This is a genomic window from Sphingomonas fucosidasi, from assembly GCF_036663855.1.
In the GTDB taxonomy this organism is placed as follows: domain Bacteria; phylum Pseudomonadota; class Alphaproteobacteria; order Sphingomonadales; family Sphingomonadaceae; genus Sphingomonas; species Sphingomonas faeni_B.
In genome coordinates this window covers 1-14,224 of record NZ_JAXOJR010000010.1, presented here as the reverse complement: position 1 = coordinate 14,224, position 14,224 = coordinate 1, and the positions used below count along the sequence as shown (strand labels likewise).

The window sequence follows — 14,224 nt, the reverse complement described above, 5'->3', positions numbered from 1 at the left end:
CGACGGTCCTTTGAGATCAATAGGTCGGTCGAGTCTTACTTGATCTTGACCGGCAGGAACTGCGCCGGACCACGGGCACGCTTGACCTGCAGCAGGACCTGCGGGCGCCCGGCGGACTTGGCGGTCGTCACTGCGGTCTGAACGTCGGCCGAGGTACGCACCGGCGTGCCGTTGACCGACATGATGACGTCGCCGCGCTTCAACTTACCGTACGCATCGCTGGTCTGCGCGACCACGGCAATGACGACGCCCTGCGTGCCGGCCTCGACGCCGACCGCCTGCGCGATCGCCGGGGTCAGCGGCTGTACGCCGATGCCGAGCGCCGCACCGGCCGTCGGTGCCGCGGTCGCGCCGGAATCGTCGCCGTCATCGCTGTCGTCGCCACCAAAGCCCTGTGCGTCGCCGCCGAGCGTCGCCGCCAGCTTGTCTGCGCTCGGGCGCGGCACGACGACCACGTTGGCAGTGGTCGGCTTGCCGTTGCGCAGGATGTCGAGACGCGCGGTCTGGCCGGGCTTCACGTTCGAGACGAGGTACGACAGCGACTGGTCGACCGTCACCAGCTGACCGTTCACCTTGGTCACGACATCGCCCGCACGCACGCCGGCCTTTGCCGCGGGCCCGCCTGCGGTCACGTCGTTGATCAGTTCGCCCTGGTTCTTGGGGATGCCGAGCGCCGCGGCGGTATCTTCGTTGATCGTGCCGCCCGGCTGAAGCTGGACGCCAATATAGCCGCGCTCGATCGTGCCGCCCTTCATGAAGGTCGCGATGATCGGCTTGGCGACGGCTGCGGGGATCGCGAAGCCGATGCCGATATTACCGCCCGACTGGCTGAAAATCTGCGAGTTCACGCCGATCACGTTGCCGTTCAGATCGAACATCGGGCCACCGGAGTTACCCTGGTTAATCGACGCATCGGTCTGGATGAAGCGGTCATACGCGCCGCCCTGCCCGGTGACGCGGTTGATCGCCGAGACGATACCCGCGGTCACGGTGCCGCCCAGGCCGAACGGCTCGCCGATCGCGACGACCCAGTCGCCGACGCGCGCGCCGTTTGAATCGCCGAACTTCACGAACGGCAGGTTGGCCGCGTCGATCTTCAGCAGTGCGAGATCGGATTCCTGATCCTTGCCGATGACCTTGGCGACATATTCCTTCTTGTCGCTCAGCGTCACCGTGATCGAGTCGACCGTCGCGCCCTGTGCGCCCGGCGAGATCACGTGGTTGTTGGTGACGACATAGCCGTCGGGCGAGATCAGGAAGCCGGAGCCGAGCGAGGCGCCTTCGCGCTTCACCGGGGGGGCGCCCGGCGCGCCGCCCATGCCACCGAGCAGGTCGCCGAACGGCGTGCCCGCGAACGGATTGGCCTGCTGCTTCTGGACGATCGTCTGCTTGGTCGAGATATTGACGACCGCAGGCTGGAGCCGCGCGACCATGTCGGCGAAGCTCATCGGCGCGCCGGGTTTCGGCGAAACCGCCTGGATCGCACCGGGTTCGTTCTGCGCAACCTGCGCGCCGCTGGGCTGGAGCGCGAGCGTCGCGGTCGCGCCGCCGAGGAGAAGAGCACTGGTAATGGCGTAGGCGTAACGCACTAGATGTTGTCCTCTCGTTTCATCAATCGAAACAGGTATCCCGTAGGGATGCCGTTCTGAACAATGCTTGAATATGAACGGGGTTCAAAGGTTCCGCAGGCTCAACGCCCGCGGCCCTCGAATTCCCTCAGATAACTGTTGTTCGGCGAAAGAATGATCGAGGTCGATCCTTCGGGTGCCGGACCGCCATCCGCGCCAAACGTGTGCCGATACGACTGCATCGCACGGTAGAAGTCGTAGAAATCGGCGTCCTTGCCGAAGCTCTCGGCATAGATCTTCGCCGAATCCGCATCGGCCTGCGCGCGGACGATCTGCGCCTGCTTCTGGCCCTCGGCACGGATCGTGATCGCCTCCTGCTGGCGCGCGCTCGACATGCGCTTGAGCGCGCTTTCGAGCGGCAGGCCGACCGGCAAGTTCGCCTGCTTGATGCGGACGTCGACGATCTCGACGCCATACTGGCTGGCGACGCGCTGGAGCCCCTTCTGGATATTGTCCATCAGTTCAGACCGCTCGGGGCTCAGCAGTTCGACGAAACGCCGCTTGCCGAGTTCGTTGCGCAGCGCCGAGCCCAGGATCGGGCGCAGCTGATCCGGAATCCGGTCCTCGCTGCCGACCGCGTTGCGCATCTTCCGCGGGTCGACGATCCGGTAGCGGGCGTACGCATCGACTTCGAGCCGCAGCTGGTCGGTCGACAGCACCAGCGTGTTGTCGAGTTCGAGATCCTGCACGCGCTTGTCGATCCAGACGATCCGGTCGACGAACGGAATGCGCGCGATCAGGCCGGCGCCGGTCTGTCCGAACGCGGTGTTGGGCTGCCACGCGTTCACCGTACGGATCGGCTGGCCGAAGCGCAGGATCACCGCCTGCTTGGTCTCGGGCACGATCGCGAAGGTCGCGGCGGCGAGGATCACCAGCAGCAGCGCGACGATCCCGGCCACGATCGGATTGCGGAAACTCACGGCGTTCACTGGGCAGCTCCAGACTGGGGGGCAGCCGCCGCCGCGGCAGGCGCTGGCGTCGACTGGACAGCCTCCGGGTTCGGCAAACGCTTGGCGTTCGACAGCGGCAAGTACGGCACCACCCCGCCCGGCGTCTCGACGATCGTCTTGTCGCTCTTGGCGAGCACCGCCTCCATCGTCTCGTAATACATGCGGCGGCGCGTCACTTCGGGCGCGAGGCGATACTGCTCGTACACCTTGTCGAACGAGGCTGCCTCACCCTGCGCGCGAGCCACGACCTGCTGCGCATAGGAGCGTGACTGGTTGAGGTTGGCGATCGCCTCCTGCTGCGCGGCGGTGACGGCGTTGAAGTCCTCGACGATCCGCGCGGGTGCTGCGGCCTGCTTGATCGCGACGCCCTGGATGCGGACGCCGGATTTATAGTCGTTGAGGATCTGCTGCGTCATCTCCGCGACGCGCTGTTCGATTACCGTGCGTCCCGTACCGATCGCCTGGTCGAGCGTGGTCGTAGCGACCACCGCACGCATCGCGCTCTCGGCGGCGGCACGAACCGTGTCGTTCGGCTCGGCGAGCTGGAACACATAATCGCGCGGATCGGCAATGTCCCAGCGCACCGAATAGGCCAGATCGATGATGTTCTGGTCGCCGGTGAGCGTCAGGTTCTCGCCTTCGCCTACGGGGAAGTTGTCGGTGCGGATCTTCTGCACGTCGACCACCATCACATTGGCGATCGGCGCGGGCATCGTCAGGCGGATACCCGGATCGAGCGTGCCGGCATATTTGCCGAAATAGGTGACGACGCCGCGCTGCTGCGGGCCGATCTGGTGGATCGCGGTGAACAGGATCCAGACGACCGCAATGATCGCGACGCCGATCGCCCAGAGCGCACGGGCATTGGCACCCGACGGCAGGCCGCCGAAGCCGCCATTGCCGCCGCCCCCGCCGCCCGAGCCACGCGCTTTCCTCAGGAACTCGTCGAGCGCAGTCGGCTTGGCCGCAGGTTTGCGACCACCGGGCGGCAGGGCCCAGGGATTGCGCGGGCCAGGGTTACCGTCGTCGCCCGAGCCGCCCCAAGGGCCTTTCGGTGTTTCGGTGGCGAGGATATCGGGGCGCCGGAACCAGCGCGAGAAGATCGTCATACCAACCTTTATAGGTGTGCGGCGGCGGAAAAACAGTGCCAAGCGCCCTTAGCGGCCCTATCTGGCCACGATGATCGATATCGAAGCGGTAAAGGCGGCGGTTGCCGCAGTGGCGGGCAAGCGGGCGACCGTCCGGCTGGAGGGAACACGGGCCGGCATCATCATCGATGCCACCGGGCTGGATCCGCAGGCGCGCGATGCGCTGGAGGCGACCGTGCGGATGGCCGCGACGCAGCCCGGAGTGACTGAAGTGCGGATCGCGGTGACCGCCGAACGCTCGACCCGCCGGCTGATCGCGGTCGCCAGCGGCAAGGGCGGTGTCGGCAAATCGACGCTCGCCGCCAACCTCGCCATCGCGATGTCGCGTGCCGGGCGGCGTGTCGGGCTGGTCGACGCCGATATCTACGGGCCGTCCCAGCCTCGCCTGATGAATGTCGAGGGCACCCGCCCGACCGCCAAGGACAAGGTGCTCGATCCGGTCCCGACCCCGTACGGCGTTCCGTTGCTGTCGATGGGCCAGCTCGTCGAACCGGGCAAGGCGATCGCCTGGCGCGGGCCGATGGCGGCGGGTGCGCTCGGCCAGCTGGTCGAGGCGGACTGGGGCCTGACCGATACGCTCGTACTCGATCTCCCGCCCGGGACCGGCGACGTCCAGCTGACGATGGTCCAGAAATACCGCCCGGCGGGCGCGGTGATCGTCTCGACCCCACAGGATCTCGCGCTGATCGACGCGCGCCGCGCGATCGACCTGTTCGAGAAGGCCGGCATTCCCATCATCGGGCTGGTCGAGAACATGGCCGGCTATATCTGTCCGCATTGCGGCGAGGCGTCGGACCCGTTCGGCAATGGCGGCGCGGAGGCAGCGGCGCGCGAGCTCGGCATCCCGTTCCTCGGCCGCGTACCGCTGACGATTTCGATCCGCACCGCGTCCGATGCGGGGACGCCGCCGGCTTCGAACCCCGACGATATTGTGTTCATGCCGATTGCGGCTCAGGTCGTCGCATGGCTCGGAAAACTGTGAAACCCGCGAGCCCGATCTACGTTGTCTGATTACCGGTCGTACCCGACGCGTAGAGTTGCGGTACGAGCGGACCAGGTTTCCCCCGACAGGAGGCATCGATGCCGTTGACCGCCGATGCCGACATCAAAGCCTTGCTCGAAGGCGCACGGACGATCGCGATGATTGGCGCGTCCGATCGCCCGGACCGCCCTTCCTACGGCGTGATGGCCAAGCTCCAGGCACACGGCTACCGCGTGATCCCGGTCAATCCGCAGATCACCGGCGAGCATATCCACGGCGAGTTCGTCTTCCGCGAGCTATCGCAACTCGGCGACCCGATCGACATCGTCGATATCTTCCGCAACTCGGCCGCAGCCGGCGAGGCGGTCGATCAGGCGATTGCAGCGGGTGCGAAGGCGGTTTGGATGCAACTCGGCGTCATCAACGAGGACGCGGCAGCGCGCGCCGAGACGGCAGGGCTGAAAGTCGTGATGGATCGCTGCCCGGCGATCGACATTCCCAGGCTCGGAGTCGCCAAGATCGAGCAATGATGCTTGCCCCGGCGCGCGATCGCGGTCAGTCTGAATGTCTGTCCGGGAGGTGCCGATGCTCGCGATGCTGCTGTCGATACTGATCGAAGACCCCCTGATGGCAACCGCAAAGGCGCGAATGGCCGCCGAGCAACCCTGTATCCAGAGCGCGGACGAAACCGATATCACGGTCTGCGGAATGCGACACGCGGACCGGTTTCGCGTGCCGTTCGTCGTTCATGACGCGGGCGATCCCAAGCATGAAAGCATCCGCGACGAACGCACGCGGCTACTCCGCCGCACCTCGCCGCTCGCCGATCTCGGCCCGTTCCAAGTCGGCGGCGGGATGGCCGGAGTCAGCATGACCGTGGGTGGCGAAGGCGGGACATCGTTCCGCAAGCCTGCACCATAGAAGGGTCCGTTCGATGTTCGCCGTCATCCTGTCCGCACTGATGCAAGTCGCCACACCGTCTCCGACCGCGGCGCCGGAGCGTTTTTCGATTCTGGTCGATCCATGCGCGGCCGCCTCGAAGGACGGCAACGACGTCATCGTCTGCGGGGGCCCCGCGGCGAACAGCCCACGCCTGCCGCTGCCGGACGAGCGCGGCCCCCCCGACCGCGCGGTCGCGTCGAATCCCGAACTCAGCGCAGCCCGCGCACTACAATTGGAGGGTACGCCATGTGCAGCCAGCCAATGGGGGTGCCAGGTCGGATTCGGTCCCCCGATCGCCCCGATCGCCAAGGCGGCGGTTGGGCTGATCAAGAGCGCGCTGGCAAAGAAGCCCGATACGCGTGGTCGCGTGCCGATCGACCTCGACGGTCCCGTCGGTACGGTCAACTAGGATTTAGGGGGCGCCGTGATCCTGCTGTCGATCCTGTTGCAAGCCGCCGTCGGCACAACGCCGGTCGTCGCACCGCCCCCGCAAAGCTGGTCGATCCTGAACCCGCCCGCCTGCCCCGGTTCGAGCCCTAGCGAAGTCGTCGTCTGTGGCGGCAAGGGCACGTCCGAGCAGCGCCTGCCCCTCCCCGACGAGCGCCTGCCCCAGGACCGCCCGCGCCAGCCGACCGGCGATCCGCGCGCGGCGCTCGACAATGCCGGGCGACCCTGCCCGCCGGGTGGCTGTACCGGCGTGGATTTGCTGACGGTCCCGGTCGTCCTGATCCGCGGCATCGGCGCGCTGATCGATCCGCATAGCTGCTGCGAGAATGGCGAGGGCAAGGACCCGATGGCACTGGTGCGCGACGTGGCCGGCAAGTTCCGCAAGAAGCCGGATACGTCGAACCGCGTGCCGATCGTGCTGGATGATCCGGTGAAATAAAATCCGGCAAGTCTTCCACCGGACCAACCAAAGTATTTCCCCGCAAAGGCGGGGGCCCAGTTGGGAGACGAAGCTAACGAAGCGCGCGCGCCGTTACTGCGACCTCTCCAACTGGGCCCCGGCCTTCTCCGGGGTGGTCGCTTTTAGACGGGATTGGTAGTCATTACCGCCCCCAATCAATCCAGAATATGCATCCACATCGGCTGTCCGACGAGACTCTGCGAACCCCGCAGCTTCTCCAACGCCTGCGCGATCGAGCGTTCCGGGCTCTCATGCGTCACGATCGCCACCAGCACGCTGCCGTCCGCAATCGCCCCCCGCTGGATCAGGCTCTCGATCGACACACCCGCATCCCGCATCGCCGCCGCGATCTCGGCCAGCACGCCGACCCGGTCCGCGACGGTGAACCGCAAATACGCACGCCCCCGCCGCTCGCCGCTATCCGCTTTCGACGCAGCAGTGAGCGACACCACCGGCATCGCGAACGGCGGCCCGAACTCTCCGCGCGCGATGTCGATCAGGTCGGCCACCACTGCGCTTGCCGTCGGGCCATCGCCAGCACCAGCACCCTGGAACAGCAGGCGGCCGACGAAATTGCCCTCCGCCACGACGGCGTTGAGCGACCCCGTCACATGCGCCAGCGGATGATCGATCGGCACGAGATGCGGATGCACGCGCTGGAACAGCCCGGCCGCGCCCGCTTCCGCCAACCCGAGGAGACGCACGCGATAGCCCAGCGCCGCCGCCTCGGCGATGTCCGCCCCCAGCAGATTCCGGATGCCGCTCACCCCGACGTCGTCGAACGCCGGCTGCGTGCCGAACGCGACCGCGGCCAGGATCGACAGTTTGTGCGCGGCATCTACCCCGTCGATGTCGAAGCTCGGATCGGACTCGGCGAACCCCAGCGCCTGCGCCTCCGCCAGCACCTCGGCAAAATCGCGACCTTCGGACTCCATCTTCGACAGGATGAAATTGCAGGTCCCGTTGAGAATTCCGTACACCCGCGCGATCTCGTTCGCCGCCGCACCTTCACGCAGCCCCTTGATGACCGGGATGCCGCCCGCGACCGCGGCCTCGAACTTCAGCGCGACGCCCGCTGCCTCGGCCGCCTGCGCCAGCTCGAGCCCGTGATGCGCGATCATCGCCTTGTTCGCGGTGACGAAACTCCGTCCTGCCCCCAGCGTGCTGCGGGCCAGCGTCAACGCCGGGCCATCGGAACCGCCGATCAACTCGACCACGACATCCGCCCCTGGTTGCTTCGCCAGCGCGGTCGTGTCGTCGACCCAGGCGAACCGCGACAGATCGACGCCGCGATCCTTGCCGCGATCGCGTGCGGACACCGCGACGATCTCGATCTCGCGCCCCGCCCGCCGCGCAATCAACTCGCGGTTCGCATCCAGCAGCCGGATCACCCCGCCGCCTACCGTCCCCAGCCCCGCCAGAGCCACTTTCAACGGGGCCACGCGCAATGGTTCGCTCATTTTCGTCCTCCACTCGCGCGTCCGGTTACGTTTCGCGGAGGCTTTGCGCAATCCTGATGACGCGACACGCCGCCGCCCCTATCTGAGGCGACATGATAGGCCGCTTCGATCACCTCCCCAACCGCCGCACGATCATCGATCGCCGCGCCGTCGCCGAAACCATCGCCACGCTGCACGGCGAGGACGCCACCGCGCTCCGCCGCGACGCGACAACGCTACTGAAGGCAGCACTCGAGGCCGGCCGGGTCGAAGTCGAACGCCGCCTCGTCGAACATCCGTCGCGCGGGCTCGAAGCAGCGGGTGCGCAGGCGTATCTCATCGATCAGCTGCTCCGCATCCTGTTCGATTTCACCACCCAGCGACTCTACCCGCTGCCCAACCCGACGATCGGCGAGCGGCTGACGATCATCGCCGTCGGCGGCTATGGGCGTGCGGAAATGGCGCCGCATTCGGATGTCGATATCGGCTTCCTCACCCCCGGCAAGCAGACCCCTTGGGCCGAGCGCGTGATCGAATCGATGCTGTACGCGCTGTGGGATCTCGGTCTGAAGCTCGGCCAGTCCAGCCGCTCGCTGGACGAAATGGTGCGTCAGGCCAAGGGTGACGTCACCGTCCGCACCGCGTTGCTCGAGGCGCGCTACGTCTGCGGCGATGCCGACCTCTACGAACAGGCATCGCACCGCTTCAAGACCGAGGTCCAGGCCGACACCGCGCGCACCTTCATCGCCGACAAGCTCGCCGAACGCGACGCGCGCCACCGCAAGATGGGCGACACCCGCTATGTCGTTGAACCCAATGTCAAAGAGGGCAAGGGCGGCCTGCGCGATCTTCACGCATTGTTTTGGATCGGCAAATACATCTACGACGTCCAACGCGCCGCCGAGCTGGTCGAGGTCGGGTTGTTCACCAAAGCCGAATACCGGCTGTTCCACCGCGCCGACAATTTCTTCCAGGCGGTCCGCTGCCATCTCCACAGCATCACCGGCCGCGCCGAGGATCGGCTGACGTTCGACCTGCAACGCGAGATCGCCGACCGGATGCGCTTTTCCGATCGACCGGGGAAATCGAAGGTCGAGCGATTCATGCAGTTCTATTTCCTGCAGGCGAAGACGGTCGGCACGCTCAGCGGCGTGTTCCTCGCGCATCTCGACGAGAAGTTCGCCGCGCGCGGCCGCCGTTTCGGGTTGCCGACGATCCGTCGTTCACCGCGCAAGCTCAACGGTTTCGTGCTCGATCGCGGCCGGTTGGCGCTACCTAGCGACGACTTCTTTCAAGTAGATCCCGAACGCCTGATCGAGATCTTCCAACTCGCCGACAAGCACGGCGTCGAGATCCATCCGCTGGCGATGCGTGCCGCCGCCCGCGACGCCAAACTGGTCGATGACGTTCGGAACAGCCCGACCGCCAACGCGCTGTTCCTCGACGTGCTGACCTCACCACGCGATCCCGAACTCGTGCTGCGCTGGATGAACGAGGCGGGCGTGTTCGGCCGGTTCGTGCCCGACTTCGCGCGTGTCGTCGCGCAGATGCAGTTCGACATGTATCACCACTACACCGTCGACGAGCACACCATCCGCGCGATCGGCCTGCTCGCGCGCATCGAGAACGGCGTGTTGAAGGAGGAGCATCCGCTCGCCAGCGCGATCTTCGAGCAGATCGTGTCGCGGCGCGCTTTGTATGTCGCGGTGCTGTTGCACGATATCGCCAAGGGCCGCGGCGGCGATCATTCGATTCTCGGTGCGGAGGTGGCGCAGCGCCTGTGCCCACGCTTCGGGCTGACCGCCGCCGAGACGGAAACGGTCGCGTGGCTGGTCCGTTGGCACCTGCTGATGTCCGCCACCGCGTTCAAACGCGACCTCAGCGACTTCAAGACGATCCTCGATTTCTGCGACGTGGTGCAGAGCCCCGAGCGCCTCCGCCTGTTGCTGACGCTGACGATCGTCGACATCCGCGCGGTCGGCCCCGCCGTCTGGAACGGCTGGAAACGCCAGCTGCTTGGCGACCTGTACGAATCCGCCGAAGAGGTACTGCGGCTCGGTCACAAGCAGAAAGGGCGCGCCGAACGCATCGCCGCCAAGCAGGAGCATCTGCGCGATGCGCTTGGCTGGGACGAGGCGACCTTCGAAACGCTCGTTCGCCGTCTTCCCGAAGCCTATTGGATCGCCGAGCCCGAGGACGTGCTCGCGCACAATGCCCGCTTCCTCGCAACCACCGGCGACGCGCAACTTGCGATCGACGCCCACGTCTACCCTGGGCGCGGCGCCACGCTGGTGACAATCTACGCGGCCGATCATCCAGGACTGTTCTATCGCATCGCCGGCGCGATCCATGTCGCTGGCGGGAACATCATCGATGCGCGCATCCACACCACGCGCGACGGGATGGCGGTCGACAACTTCCTCGTCCAGGATCCGTTCGGCCGACCGTTCGATGGCACCGAACAGGTTTCACGCCTCAAGACGGCGATCGAGGATGCGCTCGCCAATCGCGGCAAGCTGGCCGACCGGCTGGTGGCGAAACCCCTTCCCCGGACGCGGGCCGAAGCGTTCGACATCGTTCCCAACGCGCTGGTCGACAACAAGGCGTCGAACCGGTTCACCGTGGTCGAGGTCAATGCGCGGGACCGGCCGGCGCTGCTGAACCAGCTCGCCAACGCCCTGTTCCAGTCGAAGGTCACGATCCATTCCGCGCATGTCGCGACTTACGGAGAGCGCGCGGTGGATACGTTCTACATCACCGACCTCACGGGGGACCGGATTACCCAGCCTGCCCGGTTGAAGACGCTGGAGCGAAGGTTGCTCGCGGCGGCGGCCGGCGAAGAGATCGATCTCGCAGCATAGTGTCGCGCGCCCGACTTCCGCGGGGGAAGCCCTAGGGACAGTCCGGTGTCACAAGCGGCAGCTGGTGCTCGGCGTTCGCGGGATGCGGCGCGTACGGCAGGTTCACTCAGACACGAAAAAGCCGGCCCGCAGCAAACTGCGGACCGGCTCTTCACGCAGCCCTTCCGATCAGAAACGCGAGCGCAGCGTCAGGCCATAGGTCCGCGGCTCGCCCAGGAACGAGGAGAAGATCTGGTTCGCGGTCGAACCGAACGCCTGCGTCTGGGCCTGGCTGCCGGCACCCTGGAACGGTGCGTTGAACGCCACCTGCTGATAATTGGTGTCGAGCAGGTTCTGTGCCCAGAGTTCCAACGCCCACTTCTGCTGAGGCCCACGGATACCGACACGGGCATTCACCAGGAAGAAGCCATCCTGCGCCTTTTCCGGGAACAGGTCAGATCCGGTGTTGTAGTCGCTGGTCATGCGGCCGTCGACGTAGAACAGCGCAGTCATCCCGGTCGACCCGATGTCCGGCGTCCAGGCGGTCGAGGCGGTCACGGTGTGCTTCGGCGCATTCGACAGGTTGCTGCCCGAGAGCAGGAACAGCGCGGGATCGAGTGCCTGCCCCGAGTCGCTGCCGACCAGATTGTTGCGGAAACGCGTGTTCGTGTACGTGTAGCCGAGGTTCACCGTGTAATTCGGTGCCGGGAACAATCCTGCCTCCAGCTCGAAGCCCTGCGAGATGACGCCGTGCTGGACGCCACCGGAGCAGGCGCCCGTGGCCGCGCTCGCATCGCGGTCCGCACCGTTCAGGCTGGTGCCGCAGGTGCTGATGTTCTCGACGATGAAGTTGGTGCCGTTGAAGGTGTTCAGCTGGAAATTCTTGAACTCCTGGCGGAAGCCCGCGACGTTGAAGGTGAAGTCCTTCGAGGTGAACTTCAGACCGAGTTCGTACGAATTCACCGTCTCCGGATCGAACCGGAGATTTACGACGCTCGCATTCGTCGGCGACGAGAACACGTTCGCGGTCAGGTCCGAACGATCGAGATTGTAGCCGCCAGCCTTATAGCCGCGCGAATAGGAGGCATATAGCAGCGTGTCGGTACGTGGCTTGTAGGAGATGACGCCGGTGCCGGTGAACTCGCCTTCCTTGAACCCGTCGTTCAGATCGAGGCCGTTAAGTGCCGACGACGAATTGCCCGTGCAGGTGAGCGTGATGATGCCACCGACGAGCGTCTTGAGCGCGGCGGGCACGGCTGCACTGGCGAGCAGCGGGCTGAGATTGGCCTGCTGGGCCGGACATACCGTGTTGTTGTTATTGAAGTCGGCGTGAAAATCCTTCGCCTCGCGCGTGTAGCGCAGACCGCCGGTGATCGAGAGCTTGTCGGTCAGCTTGAAGATGTTGTGCGTGAAGAACGCGTAATTCTCGCTGTCCTGATAATAGGTCGAGCGCTGATCGCCCAGATTGTTGAGCGTGCTGAGGCGATCGAGGCCGGCGAGGATCGTTGGTCCGAGAGCGCCGAACCCTGCCCCAAGCGCCTGTCGCCCATTGGCGCCGCCGAGCGCAGCCTGCGGGGTCGTGCTCAGGCAGCCGGGGTTGTTCGGGTTGCGCAGTGCCGCCAGCGGATTGGCCGTCGCGACGATCCGGCACGCCGCGAACGCGCCATATTGCGTGCCGAACTTCAGATTGTCGGCAACGACCAGATCTTCCTTCGAATAATAGCCGCCGATCAACCAGTCGAGTTTGTCGTTGAACAGGGAGCCGTTCAGCCGGACTTCCTGGGTGAACGTATGGAACTGGCGAAAGCTGTTCCCGTCGTCGGCCCGATAGCCGATGTCGAGGTTGCCGTAATCGATGTCGGACGCGCCGCCAGATTTGTATTCGCGGTATGCCGTGATCGAGGTGAGCGACGCGCCACCCAGATTGATGTCGATCTGGCCGGAGCCGCCATAGTCGGTCGTGAGGTTGGAATAAGCACGACCCGGCGTATTGGCGATGCGGCGGTTGTACGGGTCACCCGCACTGGCGAACACCGCACCCATGCTTTGCATGACCTGAACGATACGGTTGCCGGCAGGATTGATCGCGAAATCGCCGGGCACGCCTGGCGTCGGATCGATCTTTTCCTGGGTGTTCACGTACACCGCGCCGCAGCACTTCTCGTCGCGCCGCGTATAATCGCCGATCAGGCGGACACTGATGTCGCTCGACGGCTCGAACAGCAACTGGCCACGCACGAAATACCGGTTGCGATCGTTGTAGTCGGTCCGGTTGATGACATCGTAGTAGAACCCGTCGCGCTTGCCGAACACGCCATCGAGACGGAAGGCGAGCTTGTCTTTGATGATCGGACCGGTCAGCCCGCCCGCGATGCGGACATTGTTGTAATTGCCGTAGGTCGCCTCGGCATAGCCGCCGAAGTTATACGAAGGCAGCTTCGTCAGGATGTTGATCGAGCCGGCGGTCGCGTTACGGCCAGACAGCGTACCCTGCGGCCCACGAAGAACCTCGATACGATCGACTTCGCCGAGATCGTTGAGCCCGGAGCCGGTGCGGCTGCGATAGACGCCGTCGATGAACACCGCGACCGAGCTTTCGAGGCCGGGATTGTCACCGACCGTGCCGATGCCGCGGACGCGGGCGGAGGCGTTGGCTTCACTGCCGGTCGACGAGATGAGCAGCGAGGGGACGAGCTGCGTGGCCTGGCGAATATCGTTGGCGCCGGTGTTCTCGAGGGCTGCCGAACCGACGGCGGAAACCGCGATCGGGACGTTGGACAGCCGCTCGGAACGGCGCGTCGCGGTGATGACGATGTCGCTGGCGTTGCCCGAATAGGCCTGCGGGGCCGCGACCGGCGCCTGCCCCGCATCGACCGATCCAGCCGCAGTACCCGATGTCGTGGTGGTCGTCTGCGCCTCAGGCTGAGTCGTGGGCACGTCCTGCGCGAAGGCCGGCGATACAAGCACCGTGGTCGCAGCGGCAGACAACAGATATGCGATCATACGCATCGGCATTCCCTCCTGAGTGTTCGAATGTTTTCGAACTTATGGTTTGGACGTTAGGTAGCGAGGTTCCCACCTGCACGTCTAGCAATTTCCGCATACGGAAACCGGTTTTTTGAATGTTGTGTCTCCAAATCGCCACATAGGGCCAGCCAACAAACCCTAGTTTCAAAATGCAACCGTTTGAGAGGTTGGCTGGGCATGAAGCGGCTCATGGAATAACAATGGGTAGCATCGTCCGGCGGAGGCGCCGCCCCGCTACCTTGAGGTCTGAACCGCGCCGGGTTTGTCGGAGGCTCCAACTCCTGAGAAGGTGGAGCCATGACGAGCAAGACGACGAACAAGTTTGCGCCCGAAGTCCGCGAGCGGGCGGTACGGATGGTTT

The 14,224-nt window shown here is 65.3% G+C and carries 11 protein-coding genes; 6 read left to right on the top strand and 5 right to left on the bottom strand.

The window, feature by feature from the left end:
- Window positions 1–35 precede the first annotated feature (35 nt).
- The 3 genes from U1737_RS16580 to hflK form a co-directional block, all read right to left on the bottom strand.
- Window positions 36–1,589, bottom strand: coding sequence for a Do family serine endopeptidase (locus U1737_RS16580; RefSeq protein ID WP_332797532.1), 1,554 nt, complete (start codon window positions 1,587–1,589; stop codon window positions 36–38).
- Between the two features lie 101 nt (window positions 1,590–1,690).
- A complete protein-coding gene (hflC, locus tag U1737_RS16575) occupies window positions 1,691–2,557 on the bottom strand; it encodes a protease modulator HflC (RefSeq protein WP_328805510.1) in 867 nt (288 codons plus the stop codon).
- The gene (hflK, locus tag U1737_RS16570; RefSeq protein WP_248522805.1) at window positions 2,554–3,687 is read right to left on the bottom strand and encodes a protease modulator HflK; all 1,134 of its coding nucleotides are present in this window, start codon (window positions 3,685–3,687) and stop codon (window positions 2,554–2,556) included. Before hflK ends, hflC begins: the two co-directional genes overlap by 4 nt.
- Before the next feature lie 70 nt (window positions 3,688–3,757).
- Here hflK and U1737_RS16565 point away from each other — a divergent pair, with 70 nt between their 5' ends.
- The 5 genes from U1737_RS16565 to U1737_RS16545 all read left to right on the top strand — a co-directional run bounded on the left by U1737_RS16565 (window position 3,758) and on the right by U1737_RS16545 (window position 6,536).
- Window positions 3,758–4,708 carry an Mrp/NBP35 family ATP-binding protein gene (locus tag U1737_RS16565; protein WP_254686409.1) on the top strand — a complete coding sequence of 317 codons (951 nt, stop codon included), beginning with the start codon at window positions 3,758–3,760 and terminating at the stop codon, window positions 4,706–4,708.
- Window positions 4,709–4,806: 98 nt separating this feature from the next.
- On the top strand, window positions 4,807–5,238 hold the full coding sequence (locus U1737_RS16560; RefSeq protein ID WP_332797531.1) for a CoA-binding protein: 432 nt from the start codon (window positions 4,807–4,809) through the stop codon (window positions 5,236–5,238).
- A 55-nt stretch (window positions 5,239–5,293) separates the two neighbouring features.
- Complete coding sequence (locus U1737_RS16555; protein ID WP_332797530.1) at window positions 5,294–5,629, top strand: hypothetical protein; 336 nt, start codon at window positions 5,294–5,296, stop codon at window positions 5,627–5,629.
- A 13-nt stretch (window positions 5,630–5,642) separates the two neighbouring features.
- Window positions 5,643–6,059 (top strand): hypothetical protein, encoded by a 417-nt coding sequence (locus U1737_RS16550; protein ID WP_332797529.1) that lies wholly within the window; start codon window positions 5,643–5,645, stop codon window positions 6,057–6,059.
- Window positions 6,060–6,074: 15 nt separating this feature from the next.
- Window positions 6,075–6,536, top strand: a complete 462-nt coding sequence (locus U1737_RS16545) for a hypothetical protein (protein ID WP_248522797.1) — start codon at window positions 6,075–6,077, stop codon at window positions 6,534–6,536.
- A 176-nt stretch (window positions 6,537–6,712) separates the two neighbouring features.
- Here U1737_RS16545 and U1737_RS16540 read toward each other — a convergent pair whose 3' ends face one another.
- Entirely contained in the window at window positions 6,713–8,017 is a 1,305-nt protein-coding gene (locus U1737_RS16540) for a homoserine dehydrogenase (protein ID WP_248522795.1), read from the bottom strand.
- A gap of 92 nt (window positions 8,018–8,109) precedes the next feature.
- On the opposite strand from U1737_RS16540, the gene U1737_RS16535 reads away from it, so the two are divergent.
- Window positions 8,110–10,857, top strand: a complete 2,748-nt coding sequence (locus tag U1737_RS16535) for a [protein-PII] uridylyltransferase (RefSeq protein ID WP_248522793.1) — start codon at window positions 8,110–8,112, stop codon at window positions 10,855–10,857.
- A 168-nt stretch (window positions 10,858–11,025) separates the two neighbouring features.
- Here U1737_RS16535 and U1737_RS16530 read toward each other — a convergent pair whose 3' ends face one another.
- A complete protein-coding gene (locus U1737_RS16530) occupies window positions 11,026–13,845 on the bottom strand; it encodes a TonB-dependent receptor (protein WP_332797528.1) in 2,820 nt (939 codons plus the stop codon).
- Between the last annotated feature and the right edge of the window lie 379 nt (window positions 13,846–14,224).

Bases quoted from the DNA above. Each gene is read 5' to 3' on its own strand.
- hflK (WP_248522805.1), bottom strand. From the start codon at position 3,687: ATGACGATCTTCTCGCGCTGGTTCCGGCGCCCCGATATCCTCGCCACC.
- U1737_RS16550 (WP_332797529.1), top strand. From the start codon at position 5,643: ATGTTCGCCGTCATCCTGTCCGCACTGATGCAAGTCGCCACACCGTCT.
- U1737_RS16560 (WP_332797531.1), top strand. From the start codon at position 4,807: ATGCCGTTGACCGCCGATGCCGACATCAAAGCCTTGCTCGAAGGCGCA.
- U1737_RS16530 (WP_332797528.1), bottom strand. From the start codon at position 13,845: ATGCGTATGATCGCATATCTGTTGTCTGCCGCTGCGACCACGGTGCTT.
- U1737_RS16535 (WP_248522793.1), top strand. From the start codon at position 8,110: ATGATAGGCCGCTTCGATCACCTCCCCAACCGCCGCACGATCATCGAT.
- U1737_RS16555 (WP_332797530.1), top strand. From the start codon at position 5,294: ATGCTCGCGATGCTGCTGTCGATACTGATCGAAGACCCCCTGATGGCA.
- U1737_RS16540 (WP_248522795.1), bottom strand. From the start codon at position 8,017: ATGAGCGAACCATTGCGCGTGGCCCCGTTGAAAGTGGCTCTGGCGGGG.
- U1737_RS16565 (WP_254686409.1), top strand. From the start codon at position 3,758: ATGATCGATATCGAAGCGGTAAAGGCGGCGGTTGCCGCAGTGGCGGGC.